This is a genomic window from Methanococcoides sp. LMO-2 (assembly GCF_038432375.1).
Taxonomy (GTDB): domain Archaea; phylum Halobacteriota; class Methanosarcinia; order Methanosarcinales; family Methanosarcinaceae; genus Methanococcoides; species Methanococcoides cohabitans.
Genome location: NZ_JBCAUS010000006.1, coordinates 396,166 through 419,417, shown reverse-complemented (window position 1 = coordinate 419,417; position 23,252 = coordinate 396,166). Strand labels below are relative to the sequence as shown.

Annotated in this window: 24 protein-coding genes; 15 read left to right on the top strand and 9 right to left on the bottom strand. The window is 47.9% G+C overall.

The features are described from left to right. The first annotated feature begins 29 nt into the window (after positions 1–29). The 6 genes from thiC to WOA13_RS09690 all read left to right on the top strand — a co-directional run bounded on the left by thiC (position 30) and on the right by WOA13_RS09690 (position 5,967). Positions 30–1,277, top strand: a complete 1,248-nt coding sequence (gene thiC, locus WOA13_RS09715) for a phosphomethylpyrimidine synthase ThiC (RefSeq protein WP_342127692.1) — start codon at positions 30–32, stop codon at positions 1,275–1,277. Next, the gene (cofE, locus tag WOA13_RS09710) at positions 1,273–2,055 is read left to right on the top strand and encodes a coenzyme F420-0:L-glutamate ligase (RefSeq protein ID WP_342127755.1); all 783 of its coding nucleotides are present in this window, start codon (positions 1,273–1,275) and stop codon (positions 2,053–2,055) included. The genes thiC and cofE overlap by 5 nt, the downstream gene beginning before the upstream one ends. A gap of 151 nt (positions 2,056–2,206) precedes the next feature. Further along, positions 2,207–2,476 (top strand): thioredoxin family protein, encoded by a 270-nt coding sequence (locus WOA13_RS09705; RefSeq protein ID WP_342127691.1) that lies wholly within the window; start codon positions 2,207–2,209, stop codon positions 2,474–2,476. A 127-nt stretch (positions 2,477–2,603) separates the two neighbouring features. Continuing rightward, positions 2,604–3,617: an MBL fold metallo-hydrolase gene (locus WOA13_RS09700; RefSeq protein WP_342127690.1), complete on the top strand. Its 1,014-nt coding sequence runs from the start codon at positions 2,604–2,606 to the stop codon at positions 3,615–3,617. Positions 3,618–3,707: 90 nt separating this feature from the next. Beyond that, positions 3,708–4,097, top strand: a complete 390-nt coding sequence (locus WOA13_RS09695; RefSeq protein WP_048204388.1) for an EMC6-like membrane protein — start codon at positions 3,708–3,710, stop codon at positions 4,095–4,097. Between the two features lie 103 nt (positions 4,098–4,200). Beyond that, entirely contained in the window at positions 4,201–5,967 is a 1,767-nt protein-coding gene (locus WOA13_RS09690) for a ribosome biogenesis/translation initiation ATPase RLI (RefSeq protein ID WP_342127689.1), read from the top strand. Positions 5,968–6,052: 85 nt separating this feature from the next. Here WOA13_RS09690 and WOA13_RS09685 read toward each other — a convergent pair whose 3' ends face one another. Both WOA13_RS09685 and WOA13_RS09680 read right to left on the bottom strand, forming a co-directional pair. Continuing rightward, positions 6,053–6,337: a hypothetical protein gene (locus tag WOA13_RS09685; RefSeq protein ID WP_342127688.1), complete on the bottom strand. Its 285-nt coding sequence runs from the start codon at positions 6,335–6,337 to the stop codon at positions 6,053–6,055. Between the two features lie 95 nt (positions 6,338–6,432). Next, positions 6,433–8,205, bottom strand: coding sequence for a COG1361 family protein (locus WOA13_RS09680; protein ID WP_342127687.1), 1,773 nt, complete (start codon positions 8,203–8,205; stop codon positions 6,433–6,435). Positions 8,206–8,330: 125 nt separating this feature from the next. On the opposite strand from WOA13_RS09680, the gene hisF reads away from it, so the two are divergent. Genes hisF through WOA13_RS09655 form a run of 5 tightly spaced genes read left to right on the top strand, consistent with a single transcriptional unit; the run spans position 8,331 to position 12,617 of the window. After that, positions 8,331–9,152 (top strand): imidazole glycerol phosphate synthase subunit HisF, encoded by an 822-nt coding sequence (gene hisF / locus WOA13_RS09675; RefSeq protein ID WP_342127686.1) that lies wholly within the window; start codon positions 8,331–8,333, stop codon positions 9,150–9,152. A gap of 33 nt (positions 9,153–9,185) precedes the next feature. Continuing rightward, positions 9,186–9,473 carry a MazG nucleotide pyrophosphohydrolase domain-containing protein gene (locus tag WOA13_RS09670; RefSeq protein ID WP_048204392.1) on the top strand — a complete coding sequence of 96 codons (288 nt, stop codon included), beginning with the start codon at positions 9,186–9,188 and terminating at the stop codon, positions 9,471–9,473. A gap of 2 nt (positions 9,474–9,475) precedes the next feature. Then, positions 9,476–11,914: a U32 family peptidase gene (locus tag WOA13_RS09665; protein ID WP_342127685.1), complete on the top strand. Its 2,439-nt coding sequence runs from the start codon at positions 9,476–9,478 to the stop codon at positions 11,912–11,914. After that, complete coding sequence (locus tag WOA13_RS09660; RefSeq protein ID WP_342127684.1) at positions 11,911–12,327, top strand: nucleoside 2-deoxyribosyltransferase; 417 nt, start codon at positions 11,911–11,913, stop codon at positions 12,325–12,327. The genes WOA13_RS09665 and WOA13_RS09660 overlap by 4 nt, the downstream gene beginning before the upstream one ends. Before the next feature lie 44 nt (positions 12,328–12,371). Further along, complete coding sequence (locus WOA13_RS09655) at positions 12,372–12,617, top strand: pro-sigmaK processing inhibitor BofA family protein (protein ID WP_048204395.1); 246 nt, start codon at positions 12,372–12,374, stop codon at positions 12,615–12,617. Here WOA13_RS09655 and WOA13_RS09650 read toward each other — a convergent pair. The 5 genes from WOA13_RS09650 to WOA13_RS09630 form a co-directional block, all read right to left on the bottom strand. Next, on the bottom strand, positions 12,591–13,256 hold the full coding sequence (locus WOA13_RS09650) for a class I SAM-dependent methyltransferase (protein ID WP_342127683.1): 666 nt from the start codon (positions 13,254–13,256) through the stop codon (positions 12,591–12,593). The two genes, WOA13_RS09655 and WOA13_RS09650, sit on opposite strands and share 27 nt — an antisense overlap. 4 nt (positions 13,257–13,260) lie before the next feature. Beyond that, the gene (lysS, locus tag WOA13_RS09645) at positions 13,261–14,853 is read right to left on the bottom strand and encodes a lysine--tRNA ligase (RefSeq protein ID WP_342127682.1); all 1,593 of its coding nucleotides are present in this window, start codon (positions 14,851–14,853) and stop codon (positions 13,261–13,263) included. A 274-nt stretch (positions 14,854–15,127) separates the two neighbouring features. Beyond that, positions 15,128–16,180 (bottom strand): decarboxylase, encoded by a 1,053-nt coding sequence (locus tag WOA13_RS09640; RefSeq protein WP_342127681.1) that lies wholly within the window; start codon positions 16,178–16,180, stop codon positions 15,128–15,130. Then, a complete protein-coding gene (locus tag WOA13_RS09635; protein WP_342127680.1) occupies positions 16,177–17,154 on the bottom strand; it encodes a deoxyhypusine synthase family protein in 978 nt (325 codons plus the stop codon). The genes WOA13_RS09640 and WOA13_RS09635 overlap by 4 nt, the downstream gene beginning before the upstream one ends. Positions 17,155–17,246: 92 nt before the next feature. Then, positions 17,247–18,002, bottom strand: coding sequence for a hypothetical protein (locus WOA13_RS09630; RefSeq protein ID WP_342127679.1), 756 nt, complete (start codon positions 18,000–18,002; stop codon positions 17,247–17,249). A gap of 115 nt (positions 18,003–18,117) precedes the next feature. Here WOA13_RS09630 and WOA13_RS09625 point away from each other — a divergent pair, with 115 nt between their 5' ends. From WOA13_RS09625 to WOA13_RS09610, 4 genes are all read left to right on the top strand, one after another. Further along, complete coding sequence (locus WOA13_RS09625; RefSeq protein WP_342127678.1) at positions 18,118–18,660, top strand: pyruvoyl-dependent arginine decarboxylase; 543 nt, start codon at positions 18,118–18,120, stop codon at positions 18,658–18,660. A 110-nt stretch (positions 18,661–18,770) separates the two neighbouring features. Next, a complete protein-coding gene (locus WOA13_RS09620) occupies positions 18,771–19,451 on the top strand; it encodes a metal-dependent transcriptional regulator (protein ID WP_342127677.1) in 681 nt (226 codons plus the stop codon). Continuing rightward, on the top strand, positions 19,438–21,408 hold the full coding sequence (feoB, locus tag WOA13_RS09615) for a ferrous iron transport protein B (RefSeq protein ID WP_342127676.1): 1,971 nt from the start codon (positions 19,438–19,440) through the stop codon (positions 21,406–21,408). The genes WOA13_RS09620 and feoB overlap by 14 nt, the downstream gene beginning before the upstream one ends. A gap of 77 nt (positions 21,409–21,485) precedes the next feature. Continuing rightward, complete coding sequence (locus WOA13_RS09610) at positions 21,486–21,707, top strand: hypothetical protein (RefSeq protein ID WP_342127675.1); 222 nt, start codon at positions 21,486–21,488, stop codon at positions 21,705–21,707. A gap of 45 nt (positions 21,708–21,752) precedes the next feature. Here WOA13_RS09610 and WOA13_RS09605 read toward each other — a convergent pair whose 3' ends face one another. Together WOA13_RS09605 and WOA13_RS09600 are read right to left on the bottom strand one after the other, a co-directional pair. Further along, a complete protein-coding gene (locus WOA13_RS09605) occupies positions 21,753–22,538 on the bottom strand; it encodes a C15orf41 family protein (protein ID WP_342127674.1) in 786 nt (261 codons plus the stop codon). Next, entirely contained in the window at positions 22,531–23,175 is a 645-nt protein-coding gene (locus WOA13_RS09600; RefSeq protein WP_342127673.1) for an endonuclease III domain-containing protein, read from the bottom strand. The genes WOA13_RS09605 and WOA13_RS09600 overlap by 8 nt, the downstream gene beginning before the upstream one ends. Between the last annotated feature and the right edge of the window lie 77 nt (positions 23,176–23,252).

The following is a 23,252-nucleotide window of genomic DNA, read 5'->3' as shown; positions in this document are numbered from 1 at the left end:
ACAAAAACGACATTCAAGAGTAGAATAACATGAGATCCACACAGGTAGAATACGCAAAGAACGGCACTTTGACTCCGGAAATGGAACATGTGGCAAAGGTTGAGTCCCTCGATGAGGAAACTGTACTTGAACGGGTTGCTGACGGAAGTCTTGTTGTGATGGTTCGTGAAGGCTGCCCGCCTGTTGCGATCGGCAAAGGTGCCACCACCAAGATCAACGTTAACCTCGGGACATCTTCTGCAAGCATTGATCCCGAAGCAGAGCTGGAAAAGGTAAAGATCGCAGAGAAATATGGTGCGGATACCATCACAGACCTTTCAATGGGTGGAGATATCTCTGCCATCAGGAAGATGGTCTTTGACAACACTACCCTCCCGATCACCACAGTTCCTGTCTACCAGGCAGTGGTGGAATGCGGTATGAAGGAAGCTACCGGCGATGACATGATGTCCTATCTGAAAAAGCAGGTGGATGAAGGAGTAAGTTCTGTTGTGCTTCACTCTGTGGAAAAGCAGATGCTTGAGAAATTGAAAGGCACAGGGCGTATAATGGGAATGGTCTCAAAGGGTGGTTCCTTTACCAGCGTGCTGATGCTCAAGGAAAACTGTGAGAACCCTTATCTTGAGAACTTCGAAGAGGTCCTTTCAATACTGAAGAAGAACGATGTTGTCCTCTCTCTTGGAAACACAATGCGAAGCGGTTGTGTTCATGACCTCTGCGACAGCCCGCAGATGATGGAGATCGAGAGGAACGCAGCTCTTGCAAAGCAGGCAAATGAGGCAGGTGTGCAGGTAATTATCGAGGGCATGGGCGGCCATGTACAGGCAAATGATATTCCTGAGCACATCGCAGCACACCGTTCCCGTTCTAACTTCCCGCTCTTTGTAGCAGGGCCACTGCCAACTGATGTGGGTATGGGCTATGATCATATCTCCGGTGCCGTGGGTGCAAGTATCGCCAGCGGCAATGGTGCTGATTATCTTTGCTACATAACTCCTGCAGAACATCTTTCCCTTCCAACACCTGAACAGGTCAGGGAAGGGCTTATTGCTTTCAGGATCGCGGCACATATTGGCGATTCAATGAAATACGGCCTCAACGAGAGGGACAAGCTTCTTGCTGACAGGCGTGCGAAGTTTGACTGGGACGGGCAGATGGAGCTTGCACTTGATCCTGACAAGCCCAAGGGAATGTGCCCGCAGACAGGCCCGTGTTCCATGTGCGGTGAATACTGCGCTATCAAGATAATGTCCGATTATTTATCCGGTGGTAATTAAATTGACTTCTGAACTTCCCTGCATGCAGGTCATTGGTATACGTACTCCCCTGATCAAACCGGGAGATGATATCGTAGAAGTGCTAGCCTCTTCCCTCAATGAAAATGAGATCTTCCTACAGGATGGGGATGTGCTGGTGCTGGCTGAGTCTGCGGTGGCCACAGCAGAAGGAAGGATGGTGGAACTTTCCACAGTGGTTCCCAGCAAAGAAGCAGAGGAACTTTCTGAAAAGTACTGTGTGGATTCCCGTGAAATGGAGCTTGTCCTTTGTGAATGTGATGATATCATCGGCGGTGTGCCGGGGGCAGCCCTTACCATCACGAAGGGAACCCTTTCCCCGAATGCAGGTATTGATGGCTCCAACGCACCTGAGGGACATGTTGTCCTCCTGCCTGAGAACGCACAGAAGAGTGCAGCCAGGATACGTGCCGGAATGGAGGAGTTCTGCTGCTGCCATCTCGGAGTGATCGTCGGGGACAGCCGAACACAGCCCCTGCGCCTTGGGTGCGTGGGTGTGGCACTGGGGACCTCAGGTATCGTTCCTGTGGAGGATGCGAGAGGCTCAAAGGACCTGTTCGGGAAGACACTTCACATCACACGCAAGGCGGTCGCGGATAATCTGGTCTCTGCTGCCCAGGTCATCATGGGTGAAGCAGATGAATGTATTCCGTGCGTTCTGATGCGTGGAGCACCTGTGAAGATGGTGAAGGGTTCGGAAGAGATGCCGCTTTTCACTCCTGAGGAGTGTATGTATTATAGCAATATCAAGCAGAAATGAGTGGTAGACTAACGATTTATCTATCCGGGCATTGATTGTCTTTCTTTTCTTCATGTTGCCGAATACCAAAATTATTTATAGAATAACAGCATGGTTTTGTATGAAACGTACAATACCCATTTACTTTTTATAAAACCAAAGGTGATTAGCAATGAGCAATGTAGTAGTATTAGACTTTACCGCAACATGGTGCGGACCCTGCCAGATGCAGAAACCGATCCTTGAGGAGCTCGAAGGTGAGATGGGCGACAAGGTTGAGTTCAAGATGGTGGATGTTGACCAGAACAATGCCCTTGCAGGCAAGTATGGTATCCACGCTGTCCCAACACTTATCATCGAGAAGGACGGAGCTGAGGTCAAGCGTTACACCGGCGTAACAAGTGCCGATGTGCTTCGCTCAGAGCTTAGCCAGCTCATCTGAGCTTTTCCTTTTTCCTCCACATATCCATTCCCTCTTTTTCCCTTTTTCCTTCATTTTATTCTTTTCAAGTTCTTCATTCTGATAACATGTAAATAGCTTGATACCATTCCCTGAGCTGAGGTGTCATTTGAACAGGCTGATCGACATGGGTGTGCTGGCATGCCGCCAGAAGAACTCGCGAGGGACTTTCAAGCCCCACCTTGCCGTAAGGTTCAGGTCAGGGGAAGGGAAGATCTGTACTTTTTCTATTGATTCAACCCGTGTCCCAAAGAAACAGCCTCAACCGGATGCGTATCTTGTTACTCATGCTCATTCTGACCATAACGGCAAGTCTGCAATGCTTTCTGACCTCTCGGTCTGTACTGACAGGACCGCAGTGGCGCTTGAGATAAGGCATGACCGCGAATTCAAAGGAAGGACCGTCGACATGTGCGGTTCCATTGAGATCAATGGTGTTGATGTCAGGACATATCCCACAGGACATACCGCAGGAGCGGTTGCATTCTATTGGGAGAACGATGTCGGTACACGCATAATGGTTACAGGGGATGTGAAGGATCCTTCCTCATTGCCCAAATGTGACCTGTTGATAACCGAGGCGAACTACGGGGACCATGGGGACCCTTCATGTCACTTTGTGGATGACATCGAGGGCTTTAGGGATGCATTTTGGTCTGCTCCTCAGGTCGCCTTTGGTGCGTATGCTTTTGGCAAGGCACAGAGGGCGGTGGAACTTCTTCGTGAGGTCGGTCATGACGGGCCCATTGCAATGGAGGAGAAATCGCTGATACTCTCCAACAGGCTTCTGGACGAACCCGGTGAACTTATAGGGCTGGGCGAGTTCGATGAGGAAGCGGTCTGCATCGTTCCTCCGTGGGACTTGGGGAAGTTGCCCCATTCCATGTCCAAATATGTGATGACCGGAAGGCAGGACTATCGCTATCCTTCCCTGCAGATCAGTGACCATCTGGATGCCAACGGGCTTGTAGACATGGTGGAAAAAGTGGATCCTGAGATGACATTGGTGTACCATCCCGGCGGTGATCGCCCCGGAAAGTTCGCTTCTTACCTGAACAGTATCGGAAGAGGTGCTGTCTGCCTGGACGATGTTGACAATGTCCTGAGCAATGAATTCCTGTAAACATCTGAAATTTTGTTACAGGAATAAACGTTTATATAGGTTCTGCTGTTTATAACATCCAATCATATTTATCTCAGGAGAAGAAGCCAATTGAAAAAAGAAAGCAAAAAGAAGTCAGGTGGCACAAAGGATAATGCGGACAAGTCTGACGCTCCTGCTGTCTCAAAACCTGTAGTCATAAAGGAAAAGACACCTGAGGAACGTAAGCAGGCTCATGTAGAGGGTATAATAAAGACCGCTGTAGCTGCATTCCTTGGTATGATCGCAGGATTTGGTGCCTTCTATAGGTTCGAAGATGGTACTGGAACTCCCTGGTATGCCGCAATTGTCATCATTGCTGTGCTTGCATACTATGCCCAGCGTGTGATCTTCCCTGCCATCAAGATCAATACAAAGGAATTCGGTCCCAAGGATTGGTTCTACGTCGAGTTCATTGTAATTGACTTCTGTCTTGTGACATGGACGCTGTTGTTGAACTGACACAGCCCATTGCACTTCTTTTTTTATATTCTTACGATTAACCTGGTTTAGTTTGACCTGAATATTCCATTAAATAACCTTAAAATAACTTCAGTGATCCCCCATGCGAATTGCAATATTGAATAAGGATAGATGCCAGCCAAGGCGATGCAGCCACGAATGTGAAAAATACTGCCCCAGGGTCAGGACCGGCGATGAGACCATCGTCTTTGGAGACGACGGCAAGGCTATCATTTCCGAAGAACTCTGTGTAGGCTGCGGTATCTGTGTCAACAAATGTCCTTTTGATGCTATAATGATCATCGGTCTGCCGGAAGCACTGACCGAACCGACCCACAGGTATGGCCCCAACGGCTTCGCACTGTACGGACTCCCCACCCCGCAGGTTGGCAGGGTGACAGGTATCCTCGGTCCTAACGGTATCGGTAAAAGTACGTCCGTCCAGATCCTCTCAGGAGCGCTTGTTCCTAACTTCGGCGGGGAGAACGGCGACTGGGAAAAGGTCCTGGAGCACTATTCTGGAACCGCCATGCATGATTATTTCAAGGATGTTATCGACGGCAAGATCAAGGTGTCCCAGAAGCCGCAGTACGTGGACATGATCCCAAAGGCCTTCAACGGAAAGACAATTGATCTCCTGGAAGGTACCGACGAGCGCGGTGCACTGGACAACCTTATCGAAAGGCTCGACCTGGCACCTATAATCGACCGTAATATCGGTGATCTCAGTGGTGGTGAACTGCAGAGGGTTGCAATTGCAGCCTGTGCTGCAAGGGATGCTGATTTCTACTTCTTTGATGAGATCAGTCCGTACCTTGATATCTACCAGCGTATCAATTCCTCACAGATCATACAGGAGCTTTCAGCCGATAAGGCAGTCCTTGTGGTGGAGCACGACCTCGCCATACTGGATATGCTCTCAGATGTGGTACAGGTGGCCTATGGTGTGCCTGCCGGGTATGGTGTTGTGACCCATCCCAAAGGCGTGCGTGTTGCCATCAACCAGTACCTCAAAGGATATCTCCCTGAGGAGAATGTCCGTATCAGGCCTGATGCCATCACTTTCGAAGTGCATCCTCCACGTGTGGAATCAGATATAGCGACACTTGTGGACTATAACGCGTTCTCCAAGAAATACGGTGACACCTTCTCACTGGAGACCGATTCCGGCTCCCTGAAGGAAGGAGAGGTCATAGGTATCGTGGGTCCTAACGGTATCGGTAAATCCACCTTCGTGAAGATCCTTGCAGGAGAGATCGAACCCGATGAGGGTGAGCTGGACATTGACGTTTCCATATCCTACAAGCCCCAGTACATCAAGGGCGATAATCCGATGCAGGTGCAGATGTTCCTGAGAAGCATTACCCGCAGGTTCGATACAAGCTACTATCAGGCAGAGGTCATCAAACCTTTGAATCTTGAGCCTCTCTTTGAGAAGATGCTCAGCGAGCTCAGTGGTGGTGAGTTGCAGAGGGTAGCAATTGCTGCATGTCTCTCAAGAGATGCCGACCTGTACATTCTTGACGAACCTAGTGCTCACCTTGATGTTGAACAGCGTTCCCTTGCCACAAAGGCGATCAAGAGATTCGCTGAGAACAACGGTAAGACCGCTATGGTCGTTGACCACGATATTTACATGATCGACATGCTCAGTGAAAGGCTAATCGTTTTCGAAGGTAAGCCTGCTATGTATGGTAAGGCACACCCTCCATCGAGTATGCAGGACGGCATGAACAAGTTCCTTTCAGACCTTGATATCACATTCAGAAGGGATGAGGACACATCACGTCCAAGGGTTAACAAACCGGGTTCCCGCCTTGACAGGGAACAGAAAGCACAGGGTGAATATTACTACAGGCTGGATGAGTGAAAGCTCATCTCGCTTATTTTAATTCATTTAACCAGCCACCGGCCGACGATCTGTCGTTGGCCTGTGATCTTATTTTTATTGTTTCTTAGTTTTGCGGTCTCTTGTTCCTTGAAAGGTACCACGTGAGGAACTCAGTATACAGTATTATTCCCATTATGGTGGACCAGATGAACAGCAAAAGATGATAGTTGTTGATAGGCACAAGACCTCCTGCAAGCCTTGCATGTTCGTATGCGAGGAAAGTGGTTGCTGTTTCAGGTATAGCAACAATTAATGTCAAAGGGACCACCAGCAGCACAATGGTTGCCATTAAAGAAGAGTAGTTGACAAGCAGGTAAAGTACAATGGCAGTGAACGTGGCGAAGATCAAAAATGCTGTTCCTGTTCCTACAATGTCCGTACTGAATCCTCCTTTAGTTTAATAGCTTTTAATGATATGCGCTTGCTGCATCCTTTTCTATTTATTTAATGCGACCTGCGTATATAATAATATGCAATAAGCGGGATGATGGAAAGCACACCTGCTATGGTAGCAAAAGAGGATAGCAGGAATGTTGCGTGTTCAGCTCTTGAGACCGGCTCACTGTTCGTATCAATATCCTCACTTTCGATGGTCGTGTCAGGGGTTCCAAGTGAATACACATAGAGTTTCACAACATTGGATTCAAATTCTCCCTCAAGACCATCCTCATCAATGTAGGAAACAATTGCAGGTGGCAGGTCTATAATGACTTCCTCCTGTGCAAGCATTGTATAGGAGAGTTGCTTTTTATCTCCCACTTCAAGTGTCCCTTCCCATGTATTTTCTCCGCTGACGAGCCTGAAACCTTCAGGTATCTTCTCTGCCATGGAAGCTTCCACATCAACGGTACCGCTGTTCGTTATCGTTACGGTCATGTCAACTTCTTCTCCGGTGAGGATGTCACTGAGGCTTACCTCCTTCTCGATCTCCAGCAATGCTCCTTCCACATCGATGGTTACTGCCGGTCCATCCGATAGGACGCTGTATGTCTCACCCTGCGAATACCAGCTTGCAACTGCCGGTCCAAGATCATAGGTCCCGGCTACCATGGGAATTGCTTTGTATTGAATGGTCTCTGATCTTCCTGCACCGATGAATATTGTCCAGTCCGTGGAGTCTATTACAAGAGGTTTGAATGCCGAAGGCAGGGGGTCGTGAATTGTCACTTCATGTCCAATGCTTGCATTGTTGTAGACCACCATCTCTACGATGATCCTTCTTCTGGTCCTGTCTTCCTCTTCCATAAGATGAGTGTCGATGGTCTTTCCAATGGAGATGTACGGTTGTACTGTTGTATATGCTGTTGTGATATTCCGGTAATTGTTCCCGCGGTAGTCATATCCATCAACGCTCACATCGATCCTTATGTTCTCCTCGACCGGAGTTTCAGGTAATGTGAGGCTGATCGGTACCCGGTGTATCTTGAGCGTGTCAAGCATTGCAAGCTCATAACTCTCCGGTTCGATCTGGCCATTACTTGCAGATGTGGTGATGGTAATTCCCCTTGCAGGTATCGTTCCGATGTTCTTCAGGTATATCTCGAAAGAGGCGGGACGGTTGGGGGAATACTCTTCTTCAAGGTCGTTGACCTGCACTTTGAATTCCGGCTTTCCGGGATGGTACAGCTGCAGATTTATCTCCTGATCGACCATGTCGATGTATGTGACCCTTGCCATTATTTCATTGGAATACTTTTTGTAATCGTTTATTTCGTATTCGTCAACCCTGGTCTTATCATTGGTCGTGACCTCCAGTGTCGCAACGCCGTCACTTATATTGAGCAGCTTGATGACGGCATTGTCCGTCTCCACCGTTTCTTCCACTGCAAGCCTCTGACTTTCTGATGGTATCCAGACAAGTTCGTACTCGTGGAGGTACAGTTCAAGAGTTACCGTCGCAGGCTTAATTGAGAGTGTTTTGACCTCGAGGTCCTTTTCATGGAAGTACTCATTGTTCAACGAATCATCAGCAAAGAAGCTCTTCCGAAACTCACCGTCAATGTACAGGAGCAGTGTGGCGGAATATCCTTCATCTTCCTTATTGATCTCATGGACCTTCACAGTGTATTTCTCAGCGGATGCCCGGTCCCCGTCTGCAAGATCGAAGACTCCCTGATGGACCCAGATCTCCTCGTACTGGAATTCATCTGCAGCGGAGGATATGCCGGTAAAAATAAGAAGCATCAGGACTGCAAGAGCAATACGCTTTAAATACATTAGCCATTTTTATGTGCCTCATAGCGTTTAAATATACCGTTCTGAGCGGTCATGGCTGCATTTCTTTTTGTATATATCCTCATCCTTCAACAACATTTAATTAGAGAACATTCATTACGTAAACTATGCTTACAAAGAGGATTATCCCGTGTCTTGATGTCACCCTTGATTCAGAAGGTGGCACTGTTGTCAAAGGTGTCGAGTTCGTAGATCTCAAAAAGGCAGGTGACCCTGTTGACCTCGCAAAACGCTACAACGAACAGGGAGCGGATGAACTTGTTTTCCTGGACATTACAGCTTCCCACGAAGGCCGCTCAACAATGATCGATGTGATCGAGCGTACTGCTAATGAGGTCTTTATCCCTCTCACCGTGGGTGGTGGAATAAACTCTGTTGAGGATGTCAGGCAGATCCTGAGGGCAGGTGCTGACAAGGTATCCATCAACACTGCTGCTGTGAAGAACCCACAGCTGATCAAGGAAGCTTCCGATATTTTTGGTTCCCAGTGTATTGTTACAGCAATCGATTGCAAGCGCAATCCGGACGTTGAGAACAATCCAGACAAGACCATAATTGAGCTTGAGGACGGTACTCCTGCATGGTATGAGGTTGTGATTTACGGTGGGCGCAAACCCACAGGCCTGGATGCTGTCCAGTGGGCGAAGAAGGTCGAGGAACTTGGATCAGGCGAGATATTGCTGACAAGTATGGACCGCGACGGTACCTACGATGGCTTCGACATTCCTATCACAAGGAAGCTCTCAGAAGAGCTGGAGATACCTATCATCGCTTCCGGCGGTGTGGGAAAACCCGAGCACATGTATGGCGGCTTTGTTGATGGAAAGGCCGATGCAGGGCTTGCAGCCAGTATCTTCCACTTCGGTGAGTTCACTGTGCGTGATGTGAAGGAAGAACTGCAGAAAAAGAACATTCCTGTCAGGCTCTAATTTAATCCTGATCAAATTCAAGGAGCTTACAACATGGAAATCACAGAATTCCAGAAACTTATGTACGATCTGTACGCACATAATGACAAGCGCAGGGGTGCAGCTGCAACCACCCTCTGGCTGGTCGAGGAGATCGGCGAGCTGGCAGAGGCGGTCCGCAGGGAGGACATGGAGAACCTGAGGGAAGAGCTTGCAGATTGCTTTGCCTGGATCGGTGCGCTGGCTAACCTTTTTGATATTGACCTTGAGGAAGCTTTCCTGGAAAAGTATCCGCTTGTGTGTCCCACATGCGGGAAGAACCCGTGCATTTGCACTGACTGAACATGAACAAAAAACCTGAACTTCTGGCTCCTGCAGGTAACTGGGAATCCTTCGTCGCTGCTGTGGAGAACGGTGCAGATGCTGTTTATCTTGGTGCTAAGACTCTGGGTGCCAGGGCCTATGCAGGCAATTTTACCCTTGAGGAGATACGTGAGGCTATAGACTACGCTCACCTTCGTGGGGTAAAGGTCTTTGTTACGGTAAATACGCTGGTCAAGGACCAGCAGATAAAAAACGCTGCGAAACTGCTGTGTTCCCTGAACGAGTATGGAGCTGACGCTGTCATCGTACAGGACATCGGCCTTCTTCGCATGGCAAAGGAACTGGTTCCTGAACTTCCGATACATGCAAGCACCCAGATGACCATCCACAATACCGAAGGTGTGCATTTTCTCGAAGACCTGGGTGTCAAAAGGGTCGTGCTTGCAAGAGAGATGTCCCTTGAGGAGATCAGGGCGATAAAACAGGCTACTAATGTTGAGATCGAGACCTTCATCCACGGAGCACTCTGCATATCCTACTCCGGGCAATGTCTCCTGAGCAGCATGATAGGTGGCAGAAGCGGTAACCGTGGACATTGTGCACAGCCATGCAGGAAGATGTATGAGCTTGAGATGGACGGTCAGGTCGTAGAGACCGAGGGTCCTTACTTATTGAGCCCGAAAGACCTTAACACAACAGAAATGCTGCCCCAGCTCATCGAGGCAGGTGTTGAGTCCTTCAAGATAGAGGGCAGGATGAAAAGGCCGGAATATGTGGCAGGTGTTGTGAGCACATACAGGAATCTGATCGATCGATACATGGAAGATCCTGGTTCATACTTCGTATCCCCTGAAGAATCACTTTTACTTGAACAACTTTTCAACAGGGATTTTACTGATGTTTATCTTAAAGGCGACTCAACAAGAGGCATGATGAGCCGTGAACAGCCATACAATCGTGGTGTGGTTGCCGGTTCTGTTGTGGGCTATAACGAGGAAGAAAGGAGGATCATCGTAGAGCTCACAATTGAGCTGGAATTAGGCGATGGTATCGGTGCCGAGGGGCTGGAGGATGCAGGTGAGAACATCACACGTATTGTTCTGAACGGAAAGGAAGTCGATTCCGCCACAGCAGGCGATGTTGTTGAGGTCCCGTTCTTTGAAGAGGTCCCTTCCGGCAGTTTGATCTACAGAACTATGGACAGGTCACTGATGGATTTGCTGAAAAAGACCTTCACATCTCCAAAACCTATTCGTAAAGTGGCTGTGAAGCTCAGTTCTGATGTCATTGCAGGCTCATCACTTAAGCTGAAAATGGAGGACACTGATGGCAATTCGGTGTCTGTAAAATCAGATTACGTTGTCGAGCCTGCCCAGAAGAAGCCGACCGCTGAAGAGCAGATCCAGCAGCAGTTCTCAAAACTTGGTAATTCTGTCTTTGAGCCGGTAGGTATGGATGTGAACGTTACAGGTGATGTGTTCATTCCCATCAAGGTCCTTAACGACATAAGGAACCTGGCGGTTTCACGACTGGAAGCTGCAAGGATAGAAAAATTGCATCGTTCCCCGAAAGGCAAATGCAAGGTTCCAAAGGTAACCTGCGAAGAAGTGAATGTTGATAAGCCCCTGCTCGTGGTAAGTGTCGATGATCCACAGAGGCTTGAAGCTGCCATTGAAGGCGGTGCAGATGTGATCTATGCCGGAGGAGAAGTTTTCAGGGGAAGGGAAGCCCTGGACCTGAAGGAAGCCTTTGAAAGGTGCAGAAGTGAGGGTCGAAAGATCTACGTGAACACACCGAAGATCGTTTCTGACGATTCCATGGGCCGGGTGCAGGAGACACTGGAACTTGCAAAGGAGCTTGGGGTTGATGGTGCAGTGGTTTCAAACTACGGTACGTTCAGGCTTGCAAAGGAAGCAGGCATGGCCGTGATCGCAGACAGTCCTATGAACGTTTTCAATCTTCATTCCTATGCAGCCATGAAGGAGCTTGGTGCAGATTCTGTTGTATTGTCCCCGGAGATGTCGCTTGAGCAGGTAGAGGATGTCGCACAATGCGGTCCTGTGGAATGTATTATCCACGGCCGGCTGGAGGTCATGGAATCACGCTACTGCATGGTCGGAGACCTGTTCGGCTCAGGCAGCGGATGTCCCCGTTTTTGTGAGGATGGGGAGTTCGAGCTCTATGATGAGAAAGAGTATTGTTTCCCCCTGCTCATGGACAATGATTGCAGGATGCATGTGCTGAACTCGAAAGAGCTATGCATGGTCGAGAATCTTGGCAAGCTTGTCAGGTCTGGTGTGTCAGCGGTGAGGATCGAGGCAAGGACAATGGATGCTTCCATGGTGAAAAAGGTCACACGCCGTTATCGCAATGTACTGGACGGGAAGAAAAAGGCCGGCAAATGCAAGGACATCACCGATGGATACACTGCAGGGCATTACATGAGGGGTGTGCTATGAAGATATTCCTGTCAGGTTCTATCCGCGGAGGCAGGCAGATGCTTCCGGTATACCAGTTCATCTGCGGTTATCTTCGCAGGAACGGCCATGAAGTGCTGAGCTGGCATGTGGCTCACGATGGTGTGGAGGAAACGGAATCTCTCATGAGTGAGAGCCAGATCTACGAACGTGACATGGGTTTCCTGAAGGAAAGTGAGTGCATGATCGCAGAGGTCAGCCTTGCCTCCACAGGCGTGGGTTATGAGGTCTGCTCAGCGATACACAAGGGCATTCCGATTCTCTGTGTTCATAAACCGGATGCGAATGTCTCTGCTATGATACTGGGAAATACCAATGGCAATGTCAGTGTGGAAGAGTATTCTGATACCGAAGATCTTGAAGTGATTCTTCGTGAGTTCCTTGCATCTTTTTGAAGTAACTGTTAAATATCGTTGACATCTATTTTCAATAGATAAACATGGTAATAGAAATTGTAGTAGTACTGGTGGCTATCATCATAGCTCTTCTTCTGTACAAGGTGCTGAAGACTGTCAAGAACATGGTAGTGAACACCGTATTGGGTGTGGTCCTTCTTCTGATCGCCAACTTCGCACTGGGCCTGGAAATTGCCTTCACGTGGGTCACGATATTGGTCTGTGCAATTGCAGGAGTTGTCGGAGCGGTATTGATAGTGCTTTTAGCATATCTCGGCATCTATTTCTGATGCCAGTTGAATAGTTCCGTTTATCATGTGGCGGGTGTGTTTCTCGCCTTTGAACTTTTTTTCTGTGATCACGTCTTTGATGTCCAGTATCCCGAAGTCCCGGAAAAGATTCTCTATTTCTTCTTTCGTGAAATAGTGGTAGATGATGCCGCTCTGTCGGAAGAATGTGTGGGGTTCAACGGCATCCCCTCCGTATCGCATGTCCTGTATCCCGAAAACTTCCAGGAAGATAGTACCTCCGGGTCTCAGTACCCGCCTGAACTCGGCCACAGCCCTTTCACGTTCGTCTTCCATGAGGTGCTGCAATACCCCGAAGCAAACGATTCCCTCAAAGCTGTTGTCCGCAAAGGGAAGATGGGTGATCGAGGATACGGCATGGTGTGCCTCACGTTCTCGTTTTGCAAGGTATTCCCCTGAGGCTTTCAGTGCTGTGGGGGATACATCGATGCCGGTGCAATCGTAAAAATTAGATAAGGGGAGAAGGTGACGCCCTTTCCCCGAGCCTGCATCAAGGATACGGCATCCTTCAGGGATGCGGGAGCGGATCGGTTCGATCGGTGCTGCACCGCCCCACCTGACATGGGAATATTCCTTGTCCCATGCCGAGAAATGAGTGTAGGATGGCGTTTCCTGTGTCATGCTCTTAAGGTCTGTATGTTGATGCTTCACTGAAGCGTTTTGCAAGGAAGTCCTGGTCAATGGATGACAGGAACCATCCTGCTTTTGGTCCGGACTGCTGGCCCAGAACTGAGGTGTAGATCGCCTTGAACATTTCCTTTGGATTGATCTCCAGCTCCTCCTCGCTTGCGCCAAGTTTCTCTACGATCTTGGTGTGGAGATCGGAACCTGCTTCCTTTGAGGAGTAAACAAGGTTGTGGTAATCCTCACCTGTAAGTTCTCCGCTGGCTTCAATGATCTCTGCGAATGCTCCGAGGAATGCCTTCTGCACGTCATTGAGTGTTGCGGTCTGCTCTGGAAGCTCGTCCTTTACACTGAACTTTGCAAATGGTGGTGCATACATCTCAAGCCAGTTGGAAACGTTGGCTGAGAGTTCCCTGATGCACTTCTCGTTGCTGGTGTCGTATCCTGCACGCTCCACGATCTTCATGATCTTGTCGAAGTCGCCGTGTGCCACCTGGAAGATTGTTGTCATGTGTTTGAACGGGATATCCGTGTGGCAGATACCCTTTGCATGTGAGAGCTCCAGCACACGCTTGTCGAGACCTTCCAGATCTTCCTTCGCATTGAGACGCTCGTACTCGTCCACAAGGGTGAGCAGTGGCTGTGCGGGGTCGAATTTGATGTGTTTTTCAGGCTTTGTGCGCATGATAAGGTAGCGCAGTACCTCGGGTGGCACGACCTTGAGCATGTCGGAAATTGATACCACGACACCGGTGGATGATGACATTGCTCCCTTCTTTCCGAGCATGATCCACTCATAGACGATAGGCTGTGGTGGTTCGTGTCCGAATATCTCGCGTACGATCCTCTTTCCTGTGTCATAGGAACCGCCTCTTGATGCATGGTCTTTTCCGAATGGTTCGACTGTAACATTCATCATCTTCCATTTTGCAGGCCAGTCCACACGCCAGGTAAGCTTTCCGCCTCCTGCCATTGGTACTGTTCCCTTGTGACCGCAGGAACAATCATAGTCCACTGTCTCAGCATCTGCATCGAATCCTGTGACAACGGCGGTGTTGATCTTGCCGCATTCCTGGCAGATCGGGTTGAAAGGACTCCATTCAGGTGCAACATCCTTTCCTGAGACCTCTTTGAGGATCTTAGCGATATCGTCCCTTTTGATAAGTGCTGTCTTGATGGCCTCAACGAACTTTCCGCTCTTGTAAAGCTGGTCTGCACGGTAGACCTCCGGGTGGATCCCGAGCTTCTCAAGTCCCTCAAGGAAAGGCTTGAGGAAGTGCTCTGCATAGTTGTCACATTCGCCACAGGGGCATGGGATCTCGGAAATTGGTTTTCCGACGTGTTCTGCATAGCTTTCCGGAAGGAATGGGTAGACCTTACGGAGTGGGTCGAAGTTGTCGGCCATGTAGATGAATTCGGTCTCAGCACCTTTTTCCACAAGCATCCTGTATGCTGCATCTGCGGTCACGACCTCCCTCATATTTCCGATATGGATGTGTCCGGAGGGTGTAATTCCTGTGGATATCTTTTGTTTTGTCCCATTTGCCAGGGCTTCGTCAGCAACGACCTCTGCCCAGTGTTTGATCTCTGCCATTGATTATCTCCATGTGTATTATGATAGTTATTTGTGAGATCGGTTTATGATCTCTATTAATGATCGGTATAAACTTTGATATCTTCAAAGCTGTTTTTGGACCTGTGGAATATCTGCATGTTCTCTTTTATATATAACATGTTTCCTTTTAGCGTAGCTCTTCATGCAACTACGAAAAAACTGAGGCAAAAAAGATAGTGGACCACTGCTTGTGGTCGCAATGTTATTTTGTGATGGATCGGCCTGATAATTTATGTGGCTGGAACATTTGGCATCATTCTATTATCTCTGTGGGTATCTCTTCCAGGTCACAGAAGTTAGAAGTGAAATTGTAAGCTCCCGCATTGATGAACGTGATCTCATCACCGATCTTCGGCTCTTCCCTGAGGTACACACGGTACCTGAACAGGTCCATTGAGCATGGTGTACATCCCTTGATAACGTAAGGTTCGCCTGCATTGTTGCCGACCTCACCTTCAACTCTCAGTTTCACAGGGACAAGGATCGCATCCATGTCACTGTTATAGACTGAAGCGTTCACGATGATGTTGTTGTCATAGACGCCTGTGATGTAGGTGATGAGCTTCCCGGCAGGAGCCGAGATGAACCTTCCCGGCTCTATCATGAGCTGTATGTCCTTCTCGTGCAGCCATTCCCGAAGCTCCCTGAGACGCCTGAAGATGCTGCCTATGACATCGACATTGGTGTTGGCATATTCAGAAGGCAGTCCACCTCCTATGTTGAGGATATTGATAGCCTCAAGTGTTTCTTCTGAGAGCACATCCTCGATGTCCTGCTGTATCTTCCACTCATTGACGTTCTGGGTCTTCCTGTGGAAATGCACTCCGAGCTGTTCGATGTGTGTATCGTCCTTAAGCTGAGCTACTCTTTCATTGATGACATCGGAGGTCATTCCGAATACGAAGTATCTCTCGGTCCTCAGGGAATGTTCCTTGAGCTTCAGGCGGATCAGTAGTGTGATCTTCCAGTCGGTGGGCTCCATGGTAGAGAGCAGGATGTCCAGATCGAACTCGTTGTCAACTGCAAAACAGCGAATACCTTTGTTGTAGAGGTCTTCCACGATCTCCTGAGTCCAGCCCTGTGCCAGGAAAAGGACCCTTGACATGTCCTTTATGTGCTTGAGCTCATTGGTCGTATGCACGCTCAGGAAGCCGTCGGTGTTCTCCTCGATGATCGGGGTGACCCGTGGGTTCGTCTTGGAGCTGAAGGCAGGGATGTCCACGACCTCCCTGACCTTGTTGTACTGCTCAAGGACCACTTTTTTTGATAATGTGAATTTTGGTGAAGGGACGTTCGAGTTGCTCATTCAACCACTCCTCTGTCCTCATTTGTCTTTTTCAGGCTTTCCAGTATCCCGTCCTCTGCCAGCTCATCAAGTGCATGTATCATGGCAAGTGGGAATGTGATACTTACATCTCCGATGACAGTGGCAACATCGCTCTCGTCCTTGACCTTCCCCCATGACTTTGCCTCGTTGGTATTGGCACCGGACATGCTTCCCGAGGTGCGGTGGGCGGTTGTCATATATACTGCGTATTCGGCACCTCCGTTGAGGAGTGTGCTCAGGATGGCATGGTGTTTTGATATGGATCCGCCAAGTGCGATGACACCCTTGCGATCATCGAAGCTGCTTGCGAACAGGATGTTTCCGAAGTCCTTGACAACATCTACCATGAAATCAGGGTGGTCCTGCTGGAACAGGTACAAGTGGAAACCGAATGCACCGTCGGTGATGGCCGGACAGAATATCGGGACGTTGTTTTTTGCTGCCTGGCATAGGATGGAATTTTCGTCATCTAGCATCAGTCCGATTTCGCGAAGCATCTCGGAAACGGCCCAGTGTTTTTGTTTTTCGTAAAGTTGTTTGAGTATCCTCTCGATGAGGCTCTCAAAGTTCATGTAACTCTCGTTCTTGATGAACAGGTTTCCCACACGGTTGATGCCTTTTTCGTGGAGTTCCACATCATCCGTCTGGAACGAGCCGATCTGGAAATCCTCTCCTGTGGCTTTCATGATGTCCTCTTCAAGGCCACCCACGGTGGTGACGATCACATCTGCAATTCCCAGCTCGATAAGTTGGGCAAAGAACCCTCTCAGACCTGAGGTGACCATGTTGGATGTAAATGTCAGGAATACCTTTGCAGAATCTTTTTTCATCTTCACTATTACTTCGGATGCCCGCTGGAGCTCAACGCTCTGGAATCCGATGTGTTCGTAGGAATCGACAAGCTCAGACACTCGCATGTCCTGCTTCCATTTTAGGTCCTTGACTTTTACCATTAAATATCACCGTAGAGTATGGGTGATGGAATCCCGAAATCATATATAAATGTTGGTCTGTTTCAAGGAGGTTTTGTATGAAGAATCAAGCATCACATGGAGTCAACAAGTTCTTCAATTGCTACCAGATCAATGTGTGGATCAATAACATCATAGTAAACCCCATCAATTCGCATCTCGAAAGAGTCTATAATAGCTATACTTGAAATTTTATTGGAATCACTATAGATCTCTATGAGATAAATTTGCCCAACTATAGGCTCTTGATTCTCCTTTATTCTCAATGAATATTTATCAAGATGTTCGATCAAATCTTCTATTTTGATGCTGTCATTTGTAGTGGTCAGTTCTCCACTCAATCCGTTCCTGATGTAGACATTTGTGATTGTATGTTGGTCGATGTCTGTCAACTCAGTGATCCCTGGTTCCTGAGGCTGTTCTGATATTGAATCTACAAGCATGTCGATTGCTTCCAGATCAACAGGTGGATTAGTGACATTGTAGTAAATTCCATCGATTTCTATAGTTTTAGAGCCTACAATCGTTACTCTTGATATTTTGTTGGAGTCCTTATATAAATCGATATAACAGTGATATCCATATATATTCTCTTGATTGTCTTTTTCTTCCAGTGAATAGCTATCAAGCTGTTCGATCAATTCTTCTATTTTAATGCTATCATCTGTTATTGTCAGTTCCCCATTCATTCCGTTCCTGATGTAGATCTTTGTGATCTTATGTTGGTCAATATCTGTCAATTCAGGTCTTTTGTCCTGATGTTGTTCTGATAAACAACCAGAATAACTTACTGTGGTGAAGAGAATTAAACATAAAATTAAATAGCTCATTATTTTTCTCATAAAACTCTAAAAATTAATAGTAGTAATCTCTAAATAAATTTAACCCAATTCCACAGTAACATCTATCGAAACATATTTATCTTTCCCTTTTATAGGCATCTCTATGATCCCCAGAAAAGCATTTGTCGTAAAAGGCACCGGTGTCCACAAGGACAGGCTGGCATCATTTGAGCTTGCATTACGTGACGGTGGGATCGAAAAGTTCAACCTTGTGACGGTTTCCAGCATACTGCCTCCGAACTGTGAGGTGGTCTCAAAAGAGGAAGGGCTTGCTGAGCTAAGCCCGGGGCAGATCGTCTACTGTGTCATGGCAAGGAACCAGACGGATGAGCCAAGGCGCCAGATCGCAGCAGCTATCGGTAATGCGGTTCCTGTAAAGAGCAAGGACTACGGATACATCTCCGAGCACCACTCTTTTGGGGAGGATGAGAGGACCGCAGGTATCTATGCCGAGGATCTGGCAGCAACCATGCTCGCCACAACTCTTGGTGTCGAGTTCGATGCTGACTCTGCCTGGGAAGAGCGGGAGCAGGTCTACAAGGCGAGCGGCTACATATTTGATACCACACACTACTGCCAGTGTGCCCAGGGGGACGAAAATGGGCTCTGGACGACGGTTGTAGTTGCAATGGTATTTGTGATCTGAGGGGATATGGCCTGGTTGTGAAATCCAAATAATTTTCGGTATACAGAACCAAAATTTATATATCTAAATCATGGGTTATAGCCACTCATTACATTATAGTGTGAACGAAAATGACTGCAGATCGTATTGAAGAATATCTTGAAACGATACTCTCGCTTAGTAATAATGGCGAGCTTTCTGTTAAGAACAAGGATGTAGCCGATGAGCTTGGCGTATCTCAGGCGGCAGTTTCTGAAATGGTCCAGAAGCTCACGGACGAAGGGCTTGTTGACCACCAGCCATATCATGGGATTCGGCTGACAAAGAACGGCCTCCTGCAGGCAAGAAAACTGAGACGTAAGCATCATGTGATCGAGAAGTTCCTCTCGGAAGTCCTTGACATCGATCCTGAGGTATCTCACAATGAAGCCTGTGGGCTTGAACATGCAGTATCGGACATTGTTGTGGAAAGCATGTGCAGTTTTATGGGCAGTAATAATATCAACTGCAATCCGGTTGATGAGGATGAATGCTGCCTTTTCAAAGAGAACTATGTTGCATTGTCTGATCTTAAGGAAGGTGACAGCGGGACAGTTGTCATGATGACACTGCCTGAATCTTCCAAAGAGCGTCTTACATGCCTGGGCCTGATAGCCGGGGAAACTGTGGATATCAAGCGCAAGCAGAAACAGGGATCCACATCCATCCTGACACGTGGCACCGAGATCGCCCTTGGAAACGAGATCGCTAAGAAGATCTTTGTACGCCTGGGTGCAAGAAAGAGGTATCCGCGCGGAAGTGGTAGAAATTAATCCAGATCGCGAAGTTGTTACCGAAAGGTCTGTTTCTTCTAAATATGATATGACGATTGCCTTTGTTGGCAATCCAAGTGTGGGAAAAAGTGCATTCTTCTCACGTCTTACCGGTATCGGTGTGGTGGTTGCGAATTACCCTGGTACAACAGTGGAACTGACACACGGCAGTATCAACGTTGATTCCAAGAAGATCGATGTCGTGGATCTGCCGGGAATATACTCTCTTGGTGCTTCCACTGAGGATGAGAAGGTCTCAAAAAGATATCTATTGAGGGAGTATCCTGATGTTATCATAAATGTCGTGGATGCCACCCGTCTTGAAAGGAACCTCTACCTTACGCTGCAGCTCCTTGAACTGGACATTCCCATGGTGGTGGCCCTGAACCAGATGGATGCTGCAAAAGAGATGGGCCTTGAACTTGATATTGATAAACTTTCAGATTTCCTGGGCGTGCCTGTGATCCCCACAGTTGCCACCAAAGGCCTGGGGCTTGATGAGGTTGTTCTTTCAGCCCTTGGTGAGGAGCTTTCAACTGAGAACAGACGTAAGGTACATTATGATAATCACATCCTTCGTGCCATAGAGAGACTGGATGAGGATTTCCCTGAGATAAGTTATGGGATCAAGGTAAGGGCACTTGAGAGGGATGAAGAATTCGTTAAATTGAGCTGTCGTCCCCATGATGCAGACCTTTTGCTTGCGACATCCGAGTCCATTACCGAAGAGATTGAAAAAGCTCACGAGATGCAGATCTCAGATACCATTGCACGCGACCTGTATGGTGAAGCAGGATATGTCGTTGACAGGGTGACTACCCAGGTCGAACGCAAGGCCACGCTCAAGGACAGGATCGATTCCCTTCTGACCTCTGAGTATGTAGGGATCGCAGGTCTTGTTTCTGCTCTTCTTATCACATTTTTCATTGTTTTTTCAGTTGGAGGTTTTCTTGAAGAGGGTATTGTTTCCCTGTTCGAGACCTACCTTATCTTCCCTGTGGAGGAGATGCTTGCAGATTCATCTCCGATCTTCAGGAACGTGGTGATCTATTCCCTCCTGGGAGTTGAGGCCGGGTTCGCTATTGCGATACCGTATATTGCAGTGTTCTATGTGATCCTCTCATTGTTTGAGGATTCGGGATACCTGACAAGGGCATCCTTCCTTCTGGATAACTGGACTCATAAAGTTGGTCTTCACGGCAGGGCAATAATCCCTCTGGTCCTTGGTCTGGGATGCAATGTGCCTGCGATCATGTCTACCAGGGCACTTAACACCCTGCGTGAGAGAAGGATAGCGTCGATATTGATCGCACTAACTCCATGTTCTGCAAGGACCGTGATCATCCTGGGACTTGTGGGAACCTTTGTGGGTTACTGGGCAGCGATCTCCATATACGTACTTGAACTTGTGGTCATCTTTGGAACAGGATGGGTCCTTGGAAAAGGGCTGCCTGGTGAGAAGACCGGCCTGATCATGGAGATGGCACCATTGCGCAGGCCTGATCGTAAGGCTACCTTGCAGAAGACCTGGTTGCGTGTGCGTGAGTTCGTCTATGTGGCATTCCCGTTGCTTGTGGCAGGCAGTGCACTGCTTGGACTGCTTGATGCAGTGGGTGTGCTGGATGTCTTTGAGAACGCTGTTGAGCCGGTGTCAGTGGGTCTGTTCGGCTTGCCTGCATTTGCAGCAACTGCCCTTATATTCGGTGTGCTTCGTAAGGAAATGGCATTGCAGATCCTGGCGGTGCTTGCCGGTACTGCGAACTTTGCCCAGGTGCTGACTCCGATACAGATGTATTCCTTTGCGGTCATCACAACAATATATGTTCCATGTGTTGCAACCATTGCAATACTAAAACATGAGCTTGGCTGGAAGGATACTGCACTGATATCCATGTTCACAATTTGTCTGGCACTGCTGGCAGGTTTCCTGATCAATGTGGCAGGTATGATGCTCTGAAAAGGATCATTTTGCTTGAAATATCCTTAATGACCTATTTCGGCAGCTTTTAATAGTACTAAATTAACAGTGTTATAATGACCCGTATCACAAATGTGCCTCAAAAGAATAGTATAAGTGCTCTGATCGATATCTTCGAAATGAGTAACATGCGCGAGCCTTTCCTTGATGAGGTCGGCAGCATGCTCGAGGTAATGGGCACCCACGGTTCAATTACAGAAGGCGCTGTGGCCTATGATGACGAGGAGATCTATCACGTTCATACGATGAGCATTATCTCTCCTGAGAAAAAGAAGTGAGTTCTCATTTTGTTAACAATGAATTTATTGGCAGTGATCTGAGCTTTAAAGGCTCAGGTTCAAAAGTTTTTCAATTTCTGTATTGATCTCACGGGTGGAACCCCTGTAGAAATTGTGGTCCCTTATTACGTTGCCTTCCATGGCCAGCCCGTCAATGTGGCCGTACCAGTAGATGACCATTCCTGTACCATAGTCCCTCTGGTAGTACTGGAACTGTTTTTTCAGGTAATGTGCATGTTCTTTTTCATCCCCGAACATTGCCTTGCTCTCTATCCAGAGGATCTCAACATCATCAACGTATATCGGCTTGTCCAGCAGGAAATCCGGGGTCTTCTGCATTCCCATGTCCCTGAGATCCTCTTCGGTGCTGAACTCAAGCTCCTTATAGACAAGCCATTTCTCAATGATCTCCTCTCCCATCTGGCCCCTGACGGACTGTGTCCTGTGGGCTTCAGGTGAAAAGAAATGATCTTCGTTAATGGCTTCTGTGATCTCTCTTGCAAGCCGCCTGTCTTCCAGTGAATCGAGATGTTTCAGGACGTATTTTTTGGAGTATCCAAGCTCCTTGATGATGACCGATGCCATGAGCGTGGCCGGAACCTCATTGTTCTTTGCCAGTACAACGATGCTCACGCCTTTGTTCCAGAGGTAGAGGTAATTCCTGCTCTTGCTCTGGAGGCTATGCATCTTCCTCTTGACCTTCGAGACTATCTTCTGGTTGAGTATTGCAGCAATTACTCCTGCGGGTTCGTTGAACTTTATCGCCAGGTCCTCGATGTTCTCCGGATCGTTCACACTTTCATATATCCGGAGGTAGGTATTTTTATCCATTATTCACCTCTTTGTTCCTGAACCTGTACATGAGGGCACAATCCTCACATTGTTTCTTTCCACAGTAATTCTTTGCATACTCGACTATCAAAGCATGATATTCCTTGTAGAGTGGTACGTCTGAAGGAAGTCCTGCTTCGAAAATACTTTGAAGTTGCATGTAGTTGCCTTCAATTTCGATGCATTTCATGATGCGTGTTGTGTAAGCATCGATCACGAACTTTGGCTTATCTGCCGCATAGAGGACAATACTGTCTGCAGTTTCATTTCCTACACCTTTGAGGGAGAGCATAAGTTTCCTCAATTCTTCTGTAGGTAAACTGAAAATGTTGTCCATTCCTTTTGTGGCAAAGAATCCTGCAATATCCTTAAGACGCCTTGCTTTCTGGCGGTAGAATCCACAGCATCTGACAAGCTCTTCGATATGCTCCACATCTGCATCTGCCAGTTTATCAGGCTCTATCAGATCGGACATTTTGAGAGCTTCTATAGCCTTCTCAACATTTGTCCACTTTGTCTGTTGTGTCAGTATTGTGCCGACTACTACCTCAAAAGGGGTGTCAGCGGGCCACCACTGCAGGTGCCCGATCTTTCCGAGAAGTGTCTCGTAGATCTCACTGACAAGTTCGTTTTGCATCTGCCTTAGAAAATGTATTCCTATTATATAAGATGGGCGTTAACTGAAAAATATTGTAAAATAGTCAAAAAAAGAAG